This is a genomic window from Paenibacillus sp. FSL H3-0457 (genome assembly GCF_037981725.1).
Lineage (GTDB): Bacteria > Bacillota > Bacilli > Paenibacillales > Paenibacillaceae > Paenibacillus > Paenibacillus amylolyticus.
The window spans coordinates 6,646,876-6,663,467 of record NZ_CP150283.1 but is presented as its reverse complement, the minus strand read 5'-3'; the positions used below and the strand labels follow the sequence as shown (position 1 = coordinate 6,663,467).

General features: G+C 48.2%; 18 protein-coding genes. 15 read left to right on the top strand and 3 right to left on the bottom strand.

The window, feature by feature from the left end; all coding sequences use genetic code 11:
* Window positions 1-53 precede the first annotated feature (53 nt).
* Window positions 54-854 (top strand): nickel import ATP-binding protein NikE, encoded by an 801-nt coding sequence (gene nikE, locus MHH25_RS29315; protein WP_340018729.1) that lies wholly within the window; start codon window positions 54-56, stop codon window positions 852-854.
* Window positions 855-1,401: 547 nt separating this feature from the next.
* On the opposite strand, the gene MHH25_RS29310 is transcribed toward nikE, so the two are convergent.
* Together MHH25_RS29310 and MHH25_RS29305 are read right to left on the bottom strand one after the other, a co-directional pair.
* Entirely contained in the window at window positions 1,402-1,980 is a 579-nt protein-coding gene (locus MHH25_RS29310) for an NAD(P)H-dependent oxidoreductase (protein WP_036606617.1), read from the bottom strand.
* Window positions 1,981-2,292: 312 nt separating this feature from the next.
* Window positions 2,293-2,883 carry a TetR/AcrR family transcriptional regulator gene (locus tag MHH25_RS29305; RefSeq protein ID WP_036606709.1) on the bottom strand — a complete coding sequence of 197 codons (591 nt, stop codon included), beginning with the start codon at window positions 2,881-2,883 and terminating at the stop codon, window positions 2,293-2,295.
* Between the two features lie 160 nt (window positions 2,884-3,043).
* Here MHH25_RS29305 and MHH25_RS29300 point away from each other — a divergent pair, with 160 nt between their 5' ends.
* From MHH25_RS29300 to MHH25_RS29255, 10 genes are all read left to right on the top strand, one after another.
* Window positions 3,044-4,027 (top strand): aminoglycoside phosphotransferase family protein, encoded by a 984-nt coding sequence (locus tag MHH25_RS29300; RefSeq protein WP_051447006.1) that lies wholly within the window; start codon window positions 3,044-3,046, stop codon window positions 4,025-4,027.
* 18 nt (window positions 4,028-4,045) lie between these two features.
* Complete coding sequence (locus MHH25_RS29295) at window positions 4,046-5,044, top strand: glycosyltransferase (protein WP_036606619.1); 999 nt, start codon at window positions 4,046-4,048, stop codon at window positions 5,042-5,044.
* A gap of 53 nt (window positions 5,045-5,097) precedes the next feature.
* Window positions 5,098-5,382, top strand: a complete 285-nt coding sequence (locus tag MHH25_RS29290) for a YesK family protein (RefSeq protein ID WP_036606621.1) — start codon at window positions 5,098-5,100, stop codon at window positions 5,380-5,382.
* Window positions 5,383-5,495: 113 nt separating this feature from the next.
* Window positions 5,496-5,657, top strand: coding sequence for a hypothetical protein (locus tag MHH25_RS29285; protein WP_179086570.1), 162 nt, complete (start codon window positions 5,496-5,498; stop codon window positions 5,655-5,657).
* 98 nt (window positions 5,658-5,755) lie between these two features.
* Window positions 5,756-7,837 carry an ABC-F family ATP-binding cassette domain-containing protein gene (locus MHH25_RS29280; RefSeq protein WP_036606623.1) on the top strand — a complete coding sequence of 694 codons (2,082 nt, stop codon included), beginning with the start codon at window positions 5,756-5,758 and terminating at the stop codon, window positions 7,835-7,837.
* Between the two features lie 393 nt (window positions 7,838-8,230).
* Window positions 8,231-8,698, top strand: a complete 468-nt coding sequence (locus tag MHH25_RS29275) for a hypothetical protein (protein ID WP_081745842.1) — start codon at window positions 8,231-8,233, stop codon at window positions 8,696-8,698.
* Window positions 8,698-8,982 (top strand): hypothetical protein, encoded by a 285-nt coding sequence (locus tag MHH25_RS29270; protein WP_036606625.1) that lies wholly within the window; start codon window positions 8,698-8,700, stop codon window positions 8,980-8,982. Before MHH25_RS29275 ends, MHH25_RS29270 begins: the two co-directional genes overlap by 1 nt.
* A gap of 4 nt (window positions 8,983-8,986) precedes the next feature.
* Window positions 8,987-10,390, top strand: coding sequence for a glutathionylspermidine synthase family protein (locus tag MHH25_RS29265; RefSeq protein WP_036606627.1), 1,404 nt, complete (start codon window positions 8,987-8,989; stop codon window positions 10,388-10,390).
* A complete protein-coding gene (locus MHH25_RS29260; protein WP_017691702.1) occupies window positions 10,372-10,776 on the top strand; it encodes a DUF350 domain-containing protein in 405 nt (134 codons plus the stop codon). The genes MHH25_RS29265 and MHH25_RS29260 overlap by 19 nt, the downstream gene beginning before the upstream one ends.
* A gap of 57 nt (window positions 10,777-10,833) precedes the next feature.
* The gene (locus tag MHH25_RS29255; RefSeq protein WP_036606629.1) at window positions 10,834-11,781 is read left to right on the top strand and encodes a nucleoside hydrolase; all 948 of its coding nucleotides are present in this window, start codon (window positions 10,834-10,836) and stop codon (window positions 11,779-11,781) included.
* 78 nt (window positions 11,782-11,859) lie between these two features.
* Here MHH25_RS29255 and MHH25_RS29250 read toward each other — a convergent pair whose 3' ends face one another.
* A complete protein-coding gene (locus MHH25_RS29250) occupies window positions 11,860-12,339 on the bottom strand; it encodes a heme-degrading domain-containing protein (RefSeq protein WP_076329286.1) in 480 nt (159 codons plus the stop codon).
* A gap of 226 nt (window positions 12,340-12,565) precedes the next feature.
* Here MHH25_RS29250 and lspA point away from each other — a divergent pair, with 226 nt between their 5' ends.
* The 4 genes from lspA to MHH25_RS29230 all read left to right on the top strand — a co-directional run bounded on the left by lspA (window position 12,566) and on the right by MHH25_RS29230 (window position 16,463).
* The gene (gene lspA / locus MHH25_RS29245; protein ID WP_036606631.1) at window positions 12,566-13,057 is read left to right on the top strand and encodes a signal peptidase II; all 492 of its coding nucleotides are present in this window, start codon (window positions 12,566-12,568) and stop codon (window positions 13,055-13,057) included.
* 449 nt (window positions 13,058-13,506) lie between these two features.
* The gene (locus MHH25_RS29240) at window positions 13,507-14,745 is read left to right on the top strand and encodes an extracellular solute-binding protein (RefSeq protein ID WP_340018728.1); all 1,239 of its coding nucleotides are present in this window, start codon (window positions 13,507-13,509) and stop codon (window positions 14,743-14,745) included.
* A 24-nt stretch (window positions 14,746-14,769) separates the two neighbouring features.
* On the top strand, window positions 14,770-15,636 hold the full coding sequence (locus tag MHH25_RS29235) for a sugar ABC transporter permease (RefSeq protein ID WP_036606633.1): 867 nt from the start codon (window positions 14,770-14,772) through the stop codon (window positions 15,634-15,636).
* Window positions 15,636-16,463, top strand: coding sequence for a carbohydrate ABC transporter permease (locus MHH25_RS29230; RefSeq protein WP_076251848.1), 828 nt, complete (start codon window positions 15,636-15,638; stop codon window positions 16,461-16,463). Before MHH25_RS29235 ends, MHH25_RS29230 begins: the two co-directional genes overlap by 1 nt.
* The last annotated feature ends 129 nt before the right edge of the window (window positions 16,464-16,592 follow it).

The window sequence follows — 16,592 nt, the reverse complement described above, 5'->3', positions numbered from 1 at the left end:
TTCAGCTTCTTCGGAGATTGCTTCTGCCAAGTACAAAAGAGGAGGGTGACCTGATGCTTCAGGTACGTGAAGTAAGCCATAGCTATGGCAAACGCAACTGGCTGGATCGTTTGGGAGCGCGTCCTCCTGTGCTGGCAGATATCTCACTTACGATCGAAAAGGGTGTGTGTCTGGGGCTCCTGGGTACGAGCGGGGCAGGTAAAAGTACCTTGGGTAAAATCATTCTTGGTCTGGAGAAGCCCAGCCAGGGTCAGATTTTATTTCAGGGTCAGGATATCTATCGATCCAGCAAACCCGTGCTTAAGGGATTACGGCGCGATCTGCAGGTCGTGTTCCAGGACTGTTATTCGGCTGTGAATCCACTCATGACTGCCGCGCAGATCATCGGTGAGCCACTGGATAATTACGAGCGATTTTCGGCAAAAGAACAACTTCGTGTGGTCGGACAACTGCTTGAGCAGGTTGGGCTTACACCTGAGGATGGGAGCAAGCTTCCGCACCAGTTCAGCGGTGGGCAATTACAGCGAGTTAACATCGCACGAGCCATTGCGCTCAAGCCAAAGTTAATCGTACTGGACGAATCGATCAGCAGCCTGGACATGGTGCACCAGACGCAAATTCTATCCTTATTGGGAGAGTTAAGAGCATCCTACGGGTTGTCTTACCTTTTTATCACACATGACATTCGAGCTGCCATGACGATCTGTGACCGCATTGCCGTGATGGATCAGGGAAAGCTGGTATATAGCGGTGATGCCGGGGATTCGGTAATGCAGTCGGATCATCCGGCTGTACAGCAGTTGGTTACAGCTATTTTGCCTGAGCATCCATCAGGTCGTATTTCGTTTAGGTAATGCGTTGTTTGTATTTGTAGATGGCTGTTCATTGGGGCGCTAACCATGGTCGTTTCCATTGCATTACTGATGCGAAGTCGACTTTCCAAAGGCGGGCGATTGGCGTATCAAGCTGACCTGTAGTGCAGATTTGTCTCTCTAAGTGCAGGTCGCTAACGAACCGAGTCAGTGTTAAATGGCGATTTAGCGTGGAATGCAAAATGTAACGAACCTCAGTGAAGTTATTCCGGTGCAAACTAGTTTAAAATCATTAAATGATACACAGATCGAGGAAATAACGCGTCTACGATTCGTTAGATCATAATGAATGCTAAAAGGGTTGTCCCCTACGTCTTGAACAAGACGTAGGGGACAACCCTTTTTTGTAACTGGGAATAGGCACATTTCTGCTTTCTGTTATAAGTCAGACTATAATTACAATTGCGCCACTCGTGGATTACAGGACTACCTTCAAATTGCGCGTATCCACAGATTTTTGATTTAACTTACAACGTGAAAATCTGGAGAGAAGTATATACTTCCCATGAGGCTTTCTTGCAGAAATCTTTTACCCCATCTTCCGCCCAAGCTGCTCGATCTTATCCAACCAATTCTTTCTCTGTTCATCTGACTTTTTACCAACTTGATCTACAGGTGTTATCCGCACAGGTTTGATGCCAGTCAGTGCAAATGTGGAGATTTTCATCATTTTATGTGCAGGCTCACCTTGGAACCATTTGAAGTACCAGCTCGGACCATCCATCGTGGTGATCATGCGAGCGGTGCGGCCTTTGAGCAGTTGATCCGGGAATGGTTTTCCTTTCTGATACTTGAAGGCGTAACCTGGCATAAAGATTCGGTCAACGAAACCTTTCAGCAGGGCAGGTGGTCCTCCCCACCAGATTGGGAATACCCATACAAGATGCTCGGCCCACTTGATTGCTTCTTGGGCCTCCAGCAAATCTGGTTCAAGTGGAAGTTTATTACGATATCCTCCCTCCAGATTCATGTTGAATGCCAACTCGTTAAGGGTGATCATGCGGACGTCGGCACCAGCCTGCACCGCACCTTTTCGGTAAGCCTCGGCGATTGCACCGTTGTAACTGGGAGAGACGGGATTGCCTTGAATAATTAATATTTTTTTCATGGAAGATGACACGTCCTGACTATTTTAGTTAATGAACACTAACCTCATGTGCAAAAAGAAAAGGTCACGTATGACCCGGTAATCCATCTGTATATCCTGATGGTATGTTGACGATTCTCTTTTAGAAGTTATTCAACAAGTCCGCCTTTGATTACGAATCATGCCTAGCGGCATAATCCGCATCGAATATGGGATTCAGCCGAAATAAGAGGGGTGCTTACGAAGGTTGTTTCCTTCGGAAACAATGTAGTTGCTCACGTCGTTTTCCCTACACTCCGCTACTCCATTTCTAGCTTCATCCCATCTCCATCGTTACTTCTGAGATAAGTGCCCCAACATTGATGCAAGCCGGTGAACCGTTTCCCCCGTATAAGGTACCAACAGCTCCGGTAGCTCACCTTGCATACTGGAGACCGCCATGCGTGTAATTGCACCGATCACCAGAACGGCTGTGAGCCGTGAATCCTGCTGAGGCAGTTCGCCCCGCATCATTCCCTGATCGATCAGATCCATCAACGCATCCAACGGCTGACGGTAATCCTCGCTGCTTCCGGCTTCAATGAATATTTCATGATTCTGTGAAATCAGTAGCAGTCCGTAGGGATCTTCATCATGCAGATGGAGAACCTCGGTAACCAGTTGCTTGAAGCGTTCCAACACCGGACCTTCCTGTCGAACATACCCGTCAATCAGTGCAGTATAGTCGACACAGTATTGGGTGAAGGCTTCCAGGGCAACGGCATCTTTGTTTTTAAAATGTTTGTAGATCGCCGCATCGGTTACTCCGGCGGCGTCACCGATCTCTTTGACGGATATGCCGTCAACGCCTTTGGTTGCGAACAAGCGCATCGCCGCTTGTAGGATATCTTTCTTTTTGCTATCCACATGAGATTTGTTCTTCATGATTGTATAGTAAGTGATTACTAACCAAAATGCAATAAGCAATTTTGAAACTCTGAATTGAGACACTGAATAAGCTCTTACGACCAAAGCTTGCAGGCTTGTGAGCGGCAACGTATGATGAATAGAAATCAACATCGGAGTAGCAGGGAGAACGAAATGGATGGTGGGTAGCGTGAACGAAGAGTTGGATGCATACAGCTGGGTGACGCCCGAAGGAATGCTGAATGATCACTATATAACAAGCCGCGAGCAGTTGTATAAAGGAATAAACGGACGATATGTGGAGCGATTCACGATTCCTACCGGGGGCAGTTATATTTTCAAACCACTGACGAATCCTGCGCAGCATGGACGGGAACGATGGATGTACGAGCATGTGATGTCTGGCTTACCACCAATCTATCCGCAACTCATTGCAGCGTCGGATCTTACCATTGCTCCAGCACAGAGCTGGATGATCTACGAGGATTTGGGGCAACTGGTGCATGATTCGCAAGAAGCGACGATGCTCGGCGCAGCGGCACATATGGCAGTATGGCATGCGTTGTCTGTCACGGATTGGAGCGAACTGCCTCGCGTGGGCCAGAAACCGCCCATTCACACAATGCTGGATGAGTTACAAATGCACAGACAATCTACGGATGAATTTTTATCCAGGCTGGATATGCAGCTGTCCGAATCCGATTGGGACAAGATCTCCAGGTTGATCCTCATGGCAGAGGAAGAACTTCCAACCGTTTTGTGTCACGGAGACCTGCATCCAGGTAACATGGCGGAGGTGGACGGCAGACTGGTCATCTTGGACTGGGAGCATGCCCATCTGAATGCGCCATTGTGGGATATATTTCACCTAGTTGATCTCTCGCATCCGCTGTTTCCCAGAACGGTTACGCCTGCATTGCGAGAGCGGGTTATGGATGTTTATTTGGACAAACTGGGGAGCCTGGGCATGCAGATTGAACGGGTTTCTTTTGCAGAATGGTACCACGCCTATGCTATTGTATTCTCGCTCTGGATGCTGCGTTTAATTGACGGTGATCTGAGAAGTGAGGAATGTGTGTGGCCGAAGGAACAGCTGCGAAGCCAATGGAATGAGACGGCAGCGACGCTGGAGCAGTGCATGAAGCATATGGGTGAGGAATAGAAATGAGGGGTGAGAAGCTTGCGTAAAGTCGGACTTGTTATGCGTAAAATTCAATTCACGGAAGCTCAGGGGCCGCGCGTATTTGCGGATAGGCTGAAGCAGATTGGTCTGGAGTTGGGCGTGGATATCGTGTTCATCTCGCCGGAGCGTCATGTCAGTGGATACGACTGGTTGCCTGGTTATGAGCATGAGAAAGGTGACCTGGTGAACTACGATATCGTGCTGGACCAGATTCATAGCCATAATATAGAGCATGTTATCTACACCGTATCCGGGTTTACATTTTTGAAGATGTTCTTACCGAAAAGTGTATTGTTCCCGCACAGTTTCCCCGATCCCGCGCTAACGGGATATGAGATGATGAAGCCATTTTATACGATGGTGGATAAAGCAATTGTACAGACGGAGTTTTTAAAAACAGAACTGGGTCGCAATTTCGGTGTACATGACGTGAACGTTATTCCGATTGGCTTTAGCGAAGAGCTGGCGAACCGGCACTATGATCCGAGCCAGGTTGTGCATAATCGGGTGCTCTGGATCGGTCGGGATGAGGCGAACCGTCGCCCGGATCTAGTTTTGGAATACGCTCGGCAGAACCCGGACAAGGAAGTATATATGGTGTTTGGCGGTGTACGCTATAAGGAAACCATGAAGAAGTACGACATTCCTGCCAACGTGAAGCTGAAGTTTGCGCTCACGCAGGATGAGATATTTACGTTGATGAACTCATCCAAGGTGTATTGGAACTGTTCGGCCTTTGATACGTTTGCGATGCCGCTGACGGAAGCGATGGCCATGGGCAAAATGGTCGTGAAACCGGAGCATGCTTGCTACGGTCACATTCGATCCACGCATGCCTTTGCAGGCAACGAGGATAACTGGTTTGAACTGGTGAACATGGCTGCGGCTGCGCCGCGCAGTGTGTCAGAAGACAACCGGAAGTATGCCTTTGGTGCTTTTTCGCGCACGAAAATGAAAGAAGGGTACCGGAACTTTTTCTCAGATTGGTTGAAGTAACGTAAGGTCTGTAACAAAGGGCTTAATCCATCCAGCAACAGGAGGGGAACCTTATGGAAGTACTGATCTTGTGGACATTGGGAATGTGGGCGGTGCTGCTGCTGATTGAATGGCTTATTTACCGATTGCAAGGACGGCGAATGACGTGGGTTCAATATATATTGCCATGTGTGGCCTTGCTCGGCGGTGCCGTTGTAATCATGATCAGCATCGATATTGGCGGGTGGAATGGCATCGGATATGCCCTGCTTGGCGCATCACTGGGTACCTCGGGAATGTTAACACTTATTACGGTGGCGATCAGGGATGTAATGCTTCGGCGACGGGGCAGGAATTAAGCGTAAGAATGAAACTACTGTACAGTATGATTGAATTGGGCGAAGGGATGGTTGCGGAAACGCATTCGTCTGTGATATATTGACATTAATTATGACAAGGGAGGTGAAGACAGGTGAATCACGAGATGCTTAACAACCGTATTAGCCAGCTGCCGATTGCTATGGCTGGCATTGTTCATACTTTTCTGACCAACGGGAGAAGTCTGTCCAATTTTGAATATACGGAAGTTAACATTTGCGAGAAGATGCCTGCCTTGACCTCATTCGGACTATAAGCGATATTGCTTGAATTCTGAAGGGCCGCGGAGCTAACCTCCTGCGGCTCTTTTTGTGTTGCGGTCAGGATCTTCCATACCATAGGAGGAACCTTATTATGATAATGATTAGCGCGCAACAACTGACTCAATACCACGGAGCACATCTGGTGCTGGACGGCATTACGTTTGAAATTATGGAAGGTGACAAGGTCGCCCTGATTGGCCGCAACGGAAGCGGCAAGACCACACTTATGCGCCTGATGGCAAGACTGAACAAGCCGGATGAAGGGCAATTGATGATCAAGAAAGATACACGAATGGGATATGTGGCTCAGGTTCCAGAAGGATTGGATGACCATACCGTACTGGATGTACTGAGTCTTGGATTCAAGGAGCTTATGATATGTCGCACGCAAATGAAGGAAATGGAGCAGCAGATGTCCGATCCGGCATGTGCAGCAGACCCTAATCAATTGGAGCGCCTGCTGAAACGCTACGCGGCACTGCAAGACCAGTTCGAGCGTGAGGGTGGATATGAAATGGATGCCCGGATCGATCAGGTGGCGGACGGTTTGGATATCGCCAAGGCACACTATGGTTGGCGCTTTGGTTCCCTGTCTGGTGGGGAGCAGACTCGGGTGGTGCTGGCTTCACAGCTAATCGTAAGACCCGACCTGTTATTGCTGGATGAGCCGACAAACCATCTTGATCTGGAGCGGGTTGAGTGGCTGGAAGGATTTTTACGAGAATATCCCGGCACCATTGTCCTGATCTCGCATGATCGCTATTTTCTGGATCGGGTCGTGAATCGAACACTGGAGCTGGAGGATGGAGAAGCGGAAACATCTGCTGGCGGTTATACGGAATATATGAAAGTGAAGGAACAACGGCTGTTGCAGCAATTCGAGGAGTTCAAGGAGCAGCAGAAGGTTATCAAAAAAATGAAGGAAACGATCCGCCAGTTAGAGGAGTGGGGTCGTGTGGGTGGCAATGAAAAGTTCTTCCGGCGGGCGGCTTCGATGCGTAAAGCCATCGAGCGGATGGAGCAGGTGAAGCGTCCTGTACTGGAGCGCCGCAATGCCGAGTTCGATGTGCGTCCTACGGATCGAACGGGTAAACGGGTAGCGGTATTGGAACAGGTCGAGAAGAGCTATGGCGAGCGTGAAATCCTGCGCGGAATCTCGGGTCTGTTGGAATATGGGGATAAAATTGCACTCATTGGACGCAATGGCTCCGGCAAGACGACCCTGTTCAAGCTGTTGCTTGGTGACGAGCAGCCCAATGCGGGCAAGCTGGAGTGGGGAGCACGCGTGGATGTAGGGTATCTGGCTCAACAGGAGGAACCCACGAATCCAAAGCTGAACGTACTCGAATACTTCCGTCTGGAAGCAGGCGTGGAAGAGGGAGAGGCTCGCGGAATTCTGGCCCGATACCTGTTCTATGGAGCGGATGTATTCCGCTCTGTCGGGCAATTATCTGGTGGGGAATGGACGCGTCTGCGGCTAGCTCTGCTGGTGCAGCGCAAACCCAATGTACTGTTGCTCGATGAGCCAACCAACCATCTGGATATCGCATCGAGAGAAGCGCTGGAAGAGTCACTGGTTGATTTTGAAGGAACCGTACTTGCCATCTCGCATGATCGGTACTTCGTCAATCGCCTCGCTTCCCGTGTGTGGGAACTGGAGGACGGTCAGATGACCGCTTACCTGGGAGACTATGAGGCGTATCGTGAGAAGAAGCTTGATTTGCAAGCTCGTGCGGCGGCGACAACTCAGGCTACAGCAGGCGTGGGCGTTTCTTCTCGTGGGAACACCAAGTCAGAGATGAAGTCAGGTTTAACGTCCGCGCCCGGCGGGACTGCCAGATCAGGGAAGAAGCCAGGAGCAACCTCGACAATGAACGGATCCACTGTTGTAGCTGCCGGTGGAAGTCATGACCATAAAGCTTCTACTGAATCAGGTAAGGCGTTGACTCCTTCGGCAGCAACTGCATCGAAACATAGAAGTGGCAGTGGCAACCAACAATCTGCGGAGAAGCTGGAACAGACGTTGGCTCGTCTTGAGGCAGAGATTCAGGTGCTGGATCAACAGTTGGAAATGGTGCAGAACAATCCGCTTGAACTGGAACAAATCTGGAATGATCGCGAGCAATTGTCCGCTGAATATAATGATGTATTGGCACAGTGGGCTGAGTTATAAGTCAGAATGGCATGAGCATAAGATTAAAAAAAGTGCGGTCGGAGAGTCTTCTCCGGCCTTTTTGAACTGGATTACATACCAAAAGTAGAAAACAGTATGTTATTTCCTGCTTCGTTAATCGGAGAACGAAGGTAGCCAACATGTTCTTTATTACATGTCATGGTGAATAGAATCAATTTCATAAATCACTAAAAATGGAGTTTTGTAACTAGACATAGACAAATTAAACCATTTTGATCTATGTCTAGCCTTGATTTGAAGCAGCTAAAGGTACTATGAAATTGATTCACTAGTGTAACTTTTTTCCTTCTGATGCGTTAAATACGTTTGTATGAATTGAAACGGCTCACCTAAGAGCTCGCAAAAAGGGAGGTTATCGGTATCTATTATTCATTGACGTATCGGAGTTGGTCGGATGATCGACAGGCGGAGACGGGAGTGCTGGAACAGGCTTCAGTCACACGAGATGAACTGTTCATGCGCAAACTGGTGGATGCCACCTTGGTGAAAAACAAACTCTGGGCGCATCTGTCCAATGAATGCCAGGATGGGCGGGAACATGCAGTATATGTAACGCCATATGACCAACAGATGCCGGACGAGTACGGTGCAGCCATTGCGGATGCTGCGCTGGCGATGTGCAAAATGTCTTCCATGTACAGCCCAGAGTATATGTTGTGGAATGGAAGTTCGTTTCAGGAGTTGGAGCTCATAGCTTCATCCACCTATACAATGGAGCTTGCCGAGCAACTGCTGGACCATTACATGGTTCGCGGTGGCAAGACGTATGAGTTCCTGTATTCCGTGCTGGATGCGGATCGCAAGAAAGTGTTGTTTTATATGAAAGAGGTGGATCTGTAATGAGTGACCAAGAGCGGGGGCAAGCATCGAAACCCGGATCAAAAGCAAAGCTGGTTGCTTTCTCCCTGATGCTGGCGGTTCCTGCCGTGTTATCCGGTTGTGCTAGCAACAATGATGAATGTGACCCGGAGTATGATACCGGATGTGAATATGATTCCAGCAGTGGGCACTATTACTACGGTGGGTCGTCGTATCGAAGCAATAAGGACAGTAACAGCTCCTATAGCAAATCCAAGTCCAAATCAAGCGGCTTCGGTAGCTTCTTCCGCAGCTCGGGAGGATAACCGGATGAGGCAAGTGGTTCAACTGCCGTTAAGTCACGAAGAGGTATTTCAGGGTGAAACGGAACAACAGATTCCATATCATCGAATGTACGGGAAGCAATATTGTGTGCCAGCATTAACGGTCTACTCTCCCTCGGAGGTGCTGGAACTGCATACCGCAGCCGAGGCGGTAGACGGCATTTACTGTAAAGTGATGCGATTTATCCAGCAATATATGCCGGATTCTTTTTTAGAGCATCAGTTGGGTATTCATCCGGGGCTTATCCCGGCGGCACGTATGGAGTTGGTAACTGGAGGCATTACCCGTCAGGACTGGATTATCGGAGAAGCTGGGCCCAAGTGTATTGAAAATAATACGGACACGCCTACTGGCATACCGGAGGCTGCTGCATTGGAAAATATCCTGGTCGGTCTTGCTGAGGATGCCGCGTTAACTGCGCCATCTGCCGAGATGGATACACGTATTCGGGAATGTTTCAAGATGTGGCTGGAATTCTATACAGAGCAGGGATTAAAGGGTCCGGTGACATTCACTTCTTTTGGCGAACATGTCGAAGACCGAACGAATACGGAATACCTGATGAGACGTTGTCAGGAAGCGGGATACGAGGTTTTCTATGCTCCACTTGAGGAACTGGAGATTGTTCCGGGAGAGGCGCTTTACCATAGGGGGCGGGAGATTAACTTGCTGTATCGCCTTTATCCACTGGAGTATCTGATCGATGATCGGGATGAGACGACAGGGGTGGACATTGGTGCTGCGCTGCTTGAACTTGTACGTGAGGGAAGATTGGGCCTGATGAATCCCGTTCAGCATGTGCTGATGCAGAGCAAAGGCTTCATGGCAGCAATCTGGTCACTTTACGAGCGTAACGAGCAAACCCCAGAATATTGCGGGTTTACCCTCTTTGATGAAGCAGAGATGGACGTGATTTCCCGATATCTGCTGCCCACCTATTTTTCGGCAGAGCCTTTCGAGCTGAACGCCACGCCATATGTAGCGAAGAGTTATTGGGGGCGCGAAGGCAGAGGAACTCTTTTGCTGGATGAAGGAACGGACAATGCCTTTGGAAAGCAGGATATGGAGCATCCTCTTAACGAGGCGCTGGAATCCAATCTTGCATCTGGGGCAACAGACGAGGATGAAGAGATCACAGCTTATTACGAAAATCAGCCCAAAATCTATCAGCAGCTGGTTCCGATGGAACAGGTTGTGATCGAGACGGAAGCTGGAGCATACAGCGGCTATCTGCTTACAGGGGTGTTTGTTATCGGTGGGCGTTTGGCTGGGATACTACCACGGGTCGGGGAGAAAGTAACCGGAGATATGGCCTATTATTGCGCGGCTACGGTTAGTGAACGGATGAATGATGAGGAGGAGAAGAAGGAATGGAAAACTTGGGATTAAACCTCGTGAATGTGGCGGTGGGTGTAGGCATTCTGCTGGTGGTATTGGTATGTGGATATTTCGCTTTTAGCAAATTGACCCGGTATAACGATAGTGAGGAAATCGCCAAAGGTAACGAGGCGGCAGGCATGTACATGGGCAGCAAATTACTGGGACTGTGTATTATTGTGGGCATGGTATCTTTCTCGACGCATTCGTGGTTGGATATGCTGCTGTGGTCGGCGTTTGGAATTATTGTGCTGTGCCTGGTCTATATTATATTTGATTTCCTGATTCCAAAAATGCGGGTGTGTGACGAAATCGCACGAGGTAATATGGCGGTAGCACAGTTGCTGCGTTCGATTATCATCGGCGTTTCCATCGTCATTGGTACGTTTTTGATGTAAAATAAGACATAGTGTTTTATGGAGTTTACTATTAAACGGAAGAAGGAGCGCGGCATCATGAGAAGAGTCATCATCGATACAGATACAGCAGGAGACGATACGATTGCGATCCTGACAGCATTGCATCACTTTCAGGTGGAGGGCATCACCATTACGGGCGGTAACGTACAATTCGACCAAGAGGTTGAAAATGCCCTGTACACGGTACAGGTTGCTGGACATGGCGGCAAGGTACCTGTGTATAAAGGTTGCGAACGTCCGCTAATGGCCTACGGTAAAGCTCAGCACCGGACAGTGGAAGATGTGCATGGCGATGATGGTATGGGCGGCGCGCATTTCCCGAAGGCAGATCAGCGTCCCGAGAGCGGGCATGCGGTTGATTTTCTCATTGAGAAGGTGCATGCACATCCAGGCGAAATTGAACTTCTGGCTATTGCTCCACTGACTAACATTGCGATGGCAATTCAGAAAGACCCCACGATTATCCCGGAGATTGCTCACCTGTACATCATGGGCGGAACGAATAATGCACTGGGCAATATTACACCGGCGGCGGAGTATAACTTCTACGTGGACCCGGAAGCAGCGAAAATTGTACTGCATGCAGGCATTCCAATCACGATGGTTGGTTGGGAGATGTGCACGCAATATTCAGTGATGGACGATGACGATCATGCAGAGATTGCGGCTCTGGGTACATCGGGTGCCGATTTCTTCACTGCAATCAACAAAGTGGTTATGCAGTTCAACAAGTCGGTACATAAACTCAATGGCACCACTCATCCCGATACGTTGTTGATGGCTGTAGCCGCGGATGAATCCATCATGACCAAGTCGGGTCAATATTATGTGGACGTGGAAGCGGCAGGAGAACTGACACGTGGATATAGCGTGGTCGATATCAACGGACGTTTTGGCAAAGAGCCGAATGTACGTGTCTGTGAAGCCATCGATCGGCCCAAATTCAAATCTATGCTGCTGGACGTTCTCTCGGCGATCCAATAAACGCAGGAATTTAACTACAGGAAAAAGAAGAAAATCCGTGCCTATCCCAGGTACGGATTTTTTATTGCCCATTTTAATCTAATCTTGCTGCAACAAAAACGAGCGAATGCCTGTCGTGACCAGATCATGGTCTTCCTCATCAGGCAGACCTGATACCGTAATGGTGCCGACTTGTCCCTCATTTTTCAGAATCAGCGGGAAAGCGCCACCGGCTAGGACATAGTCCGATGAAGGCAGATTGAAGTCTTGTTCAAGTGTCTGGTTTTCACTTCTCAACCGCAGAGCCGTGTGCCAAGAGCTGGATGAGAAATGATTCACTACGTTGTTCTTGCGGCGAATCCAGTCTTCGTTGTCGGGATGAGTGCCTTCCATCGCATGCAAAAAGAGGCGATGCCCCTCCAGGGTGATGTCGATGGTCACGGCTTGGGAGCGACGCTTCGCTTCTTCGACCAGATGCTGGCCAAGTTGGAGTGCTGTTTCAGAATCAAATGTGTCAAATACCAAGTCCTTTTCTTCCTGTTGCATTTCCTTTAATTTCTCTGTCGTGGTCAGGTTCAAATTACAGGCATCCCCTTTACGTATATGATTGATGTCTACATTCGACATGGATTGGTGTAGTCCCTTCTGGATGCAGTCTGAACGATGTTAGTGAACGTTATTTGCGTGGTTAAAGACCGTTCATTTGGAGACCGTACATCGGCTGTGTTAAAGTGAAGGGAACCTAATATACATAACTCTTAAAGTTAAAATAAGTTATTGCTACGTAGGCAGGAGGAGAAGCACGATGCTGTTTTATTTTGTAGCACTGCTGGTGACTTTGGTGGACCAGGGAACCAAGATTGCAGTGAGGATGTATATGGAAGTTGGCGACGTCATGAGACTGGGTAACTCGGGCATGCAGTTACAGCATTACGAGAACAGTGGAATGGCTGGCAGCATGTTTCAGGGAAATGCGCGTCTGTTCGGTGTGATTGCTGTTCTGTTCATAGCGGGCATGCTGTATTACCGGAGTAAAGGTGAGATTCGCGGTTTCTGGATGCAAGCTGGCGCGGGTTTTATGGTCGGCGGGGCTTTAGGAAATGCGATCGATCGATTTATCTATGCCCGGGTAACGGATTTCCTCGTATTTCCGTCAGGACGCGGGATTTTGAATCTCGCTGATGTTGCAATTAACATCGGTGTGGTCATGATTATCATCGGCATGTTGATTCGTGCATATCAGAGTTATCGGGCCAAGCGTTTACGTAATGCTTTGCCGAAAGCAGAACGTTCGTAATAGGTTGGATAAAAGCGTTACAGTGGCTGAATATAAGCTTATTAAATGAGGGACATTGGATATTATCCAGTGTCCTTTTTGTTATGCCCAATTCGGGTCATGGGAAGAACTGCCGTGATTCATTTTTACCGAAACCGTTTTAGAAATAATAAAGACCTATATCATCCATTCAGATTGAAGTTAGTTTGGAAGGATTAACCAAATGGTTATTTCACTATTTTTATGGGTAAATCTTTACGTATATAAAGTGAAACTAAGATATACACGAACACGGAGAGTGCAGAACCAAACTGAAGAAGCGCAGCGTGCGTGTTTATCACCGGATTTTCCCTTTGAGGAAGGGAATCAAAAAAATCTGGGGATAACAACGATCGGAAGATGGTACTGCAATCGGAGTGACACTGTGTAAATCACATTAGTTCAATTTATTAAGCTGAGGGAGGTACAACATGAGAACAACGCTTACCAAGGCTCTCGGGACAATGTTGCTGTGTGGAATGATGGCTGTACTTTTATCTTCCTGTACCAGTGGAGATAGCGCGAATGGCAAAGTGCAGATTGAATTTTTCCAGAACAAGCCTGAAGCCAAAACAACCTTTGATGAATTAATTAAAACGTTTAATGCGGAGCATGACGATATCCAAGTGACACAGGTGAATCCGCCCGATGCGGAGACAGTACTGAAGACGCGTGTCGTCAAAAATGATATTCCGGATATTATGGCCATGGGGGCAACCGACACCTATTCCATTCTGGCTCAGAGTGATATTTTCACCGATCTGACGGATAGCACATTACTCCAGACGATTGATCCGAACTACATACAAATGCTGAATGATCTCACAGGCATGGACGAAGTGACAGGTATTCCTTACGCGACTAATGCAAACGGCATCATGTACAACAAAACGTTGTTTAAGGAAATGGGATTGGACGTGCCCAAGACGTGGGATGAACTCATTGCGACCGCCCAAAAGATTAAGGATGCAGGTGAGATTCCATTTTATTTCACATACAAGGATGACTGGCAGACGAGCCTGCCGTTCAATGCACTAGCCTCCAATCTGGTCGGTATTGATTTCTACCAAGAGCGGCGCGATAACAAAATGACGTTCAAGGAGAAGTACCGCGAGGTAGCTGAGAAGCAACTGGAACTCATGAAATACGGTCACGGCGATAACTTTGGTAAAGCTTATTCGGACGGTAACCGTGCCTTCGCTAACGGTGAAGCCTTCATGTACATCCAGGGAACCTGGGCCATCTCGGAGATTCGCAAAGCGAACCCAAATGTTGACATCGGTTTCTTCCCATTCCCTACGGGCAACGATGCAAGCGAGATCAAGCTGGTGAACGGGATCGACTCCCTGTTTACCATTGCGGAGGACACGCCTAATCGCGAGCAGGCAGAGACGTTTATTGCGTTCCTGTTAGAGCCTGAAAATATCGGAAGATACATTGACGAACAGACGCTGTTCTCTGCGGTAGAAGGCGTGAAGCAGGATGATCCTGCGGTACAGGAATTGATGCCTTACATCGAGCAGGACAAGGTTATTGACTTTCCCGATCACTATATTCCGGCTGCGGTGCAGCTGAATTCCATCGTACAGTCCTTTTTGCAGAACCAAAACATCGACAACTATCTAGATACACTCGACAAAGAATGGGACAAGGTTGCTAATCGGCGCTAAGCCTTGTCAGAAGGAGGATGGAGTATGAACAAGCGTATCGCACCCTATTACTGGATGACGGTTCCGGCGGTAGTATTGTTCTTTGTATTTATGACGCTGCCGGCCCTCCAGGGCATCTATTATTCATTTACGAATTATAACGGATTCGGGAAAGAGTATGATTTTGTTGGCTTCAAAAACTATTTCAACTTGTTCCAGGATGACAATGTAGGCAACGCCTACTGGTTTACGTTCAAGTTCGCGATCGTGGTGACGATCCTGACCAATATCCTGAGCCTGCTCATTGCACTCGGGCTGAATGCCAAGATCAAGTTCCGTAACTTTTTCCGAGGCATCTACTTCCTGCCCAATATTCTGAGTGTACTGATCGTAGGTTACATATTTAACTACCTGTTCTCCAACGTATTCCCGATCTGGGGACAAAACCTGGGCATCAATGCGCTATCCACCAACATTCTCGGCAGCGAGAGTCTGGCTTGGATTGGTATCGTCATTGTTGCAGTATGGCAATCCGTGGCCCTGAATACGATTCTGTATTTGGCTGGTCTGCAAACGATACCAACGACACTGTACGAGGCATCCAACCTCGACGGCGCAGGCAAATGGCGTGAATTCTGGAGTATTACTTTCCCGCTTATTGCCCCATTCTTCACCATTAATATGGTGCTGGCGATGAAAAATTCACTTATGGTCTTCGACCAAATCGTAGCCTTGACGAACGGTGGTCCCGGACGGGCGACGCAGTCCATCTCTCATCTGATCTACACCGGTGGATTTGAAGGCGGCGAATATGCATATCAATCTGCGAACTCGGTTATTTACTTCATCGTTATTGCGGTGATTTCAATTCTGCAAATCCGGTTCCTGCAAAGAAGGGAGATGGATCTGTAATGAGAAGCCGTACACGAATCAATTGGCCTGTTATGCTGCTCGTTGTGCTGGGTACCCTGTTTATCCTGTTCCCATTATATATGACCGTTACGATTGCTTTGAAAAATCCGGAACAGATGGCCCAATCGGTCTTTGCCATTCCGACGACACTTCACTGGGAGAATTTCGCGAGGGCCATCGACATGACAAACTTCTTCCAATCGTTCCGTAACAGTGCAATCGTTACCGCATCCACCGTACTTTTGACGTTGCTCAGTAACTCTATGGTAGCCTATGCGATTGCGCGGAATATGGAGAAACGAAAGTTTTTCAAAGGACTATATTATTACTTCGTCAGCGCGATGTTCATTCCGTTCCCAATCATCATGCTGCCGATTGTTAAGCTGACCGCATCGCTGGAGATGACAAATCTGGTAGGTCTGATCCTGCTGCACACGGTCTATGGACTGGCATTTAACGTATTTGTATACGTTGGCTACATCCGGTCCATTCCGGTAGCGCTTGAGGAAGCGGCGTTTGTGGATGGGGCGACAACCTGGGGCACATTCTGGAAAATTATTTTCCCGCTCATGGCACCCATCAGTGCCACGGTTGGTATTCTGACTTGCCTGTCCACGTACAACGACTTCTTGCTGCCACTCATTATTATCAGTGATCCGGGACAATACACGTTGCCGCTGGTACAGTATGTATTCCAAGGACAGTTTAATACCGAGTTTAACCTTGCGTTTGCATCCTACTTGCTCGCGTTACTGCCGATGATTATCATCTACCTGTTTGCACAGAAATGGATTATCAACGGGGTTACCCAAGGGTCCGTGAAATAATTGAAGTTGTGTAGGGAAGAAAAAGATAGATGTAAAAGGAATGGACATATGTAAAGGGAAGATGAGTAAAGAGAGGTGGACTGTAAGAGTCCCCTCTCTTTTTTTTGATCCTTGTCATTTAACGTTTGG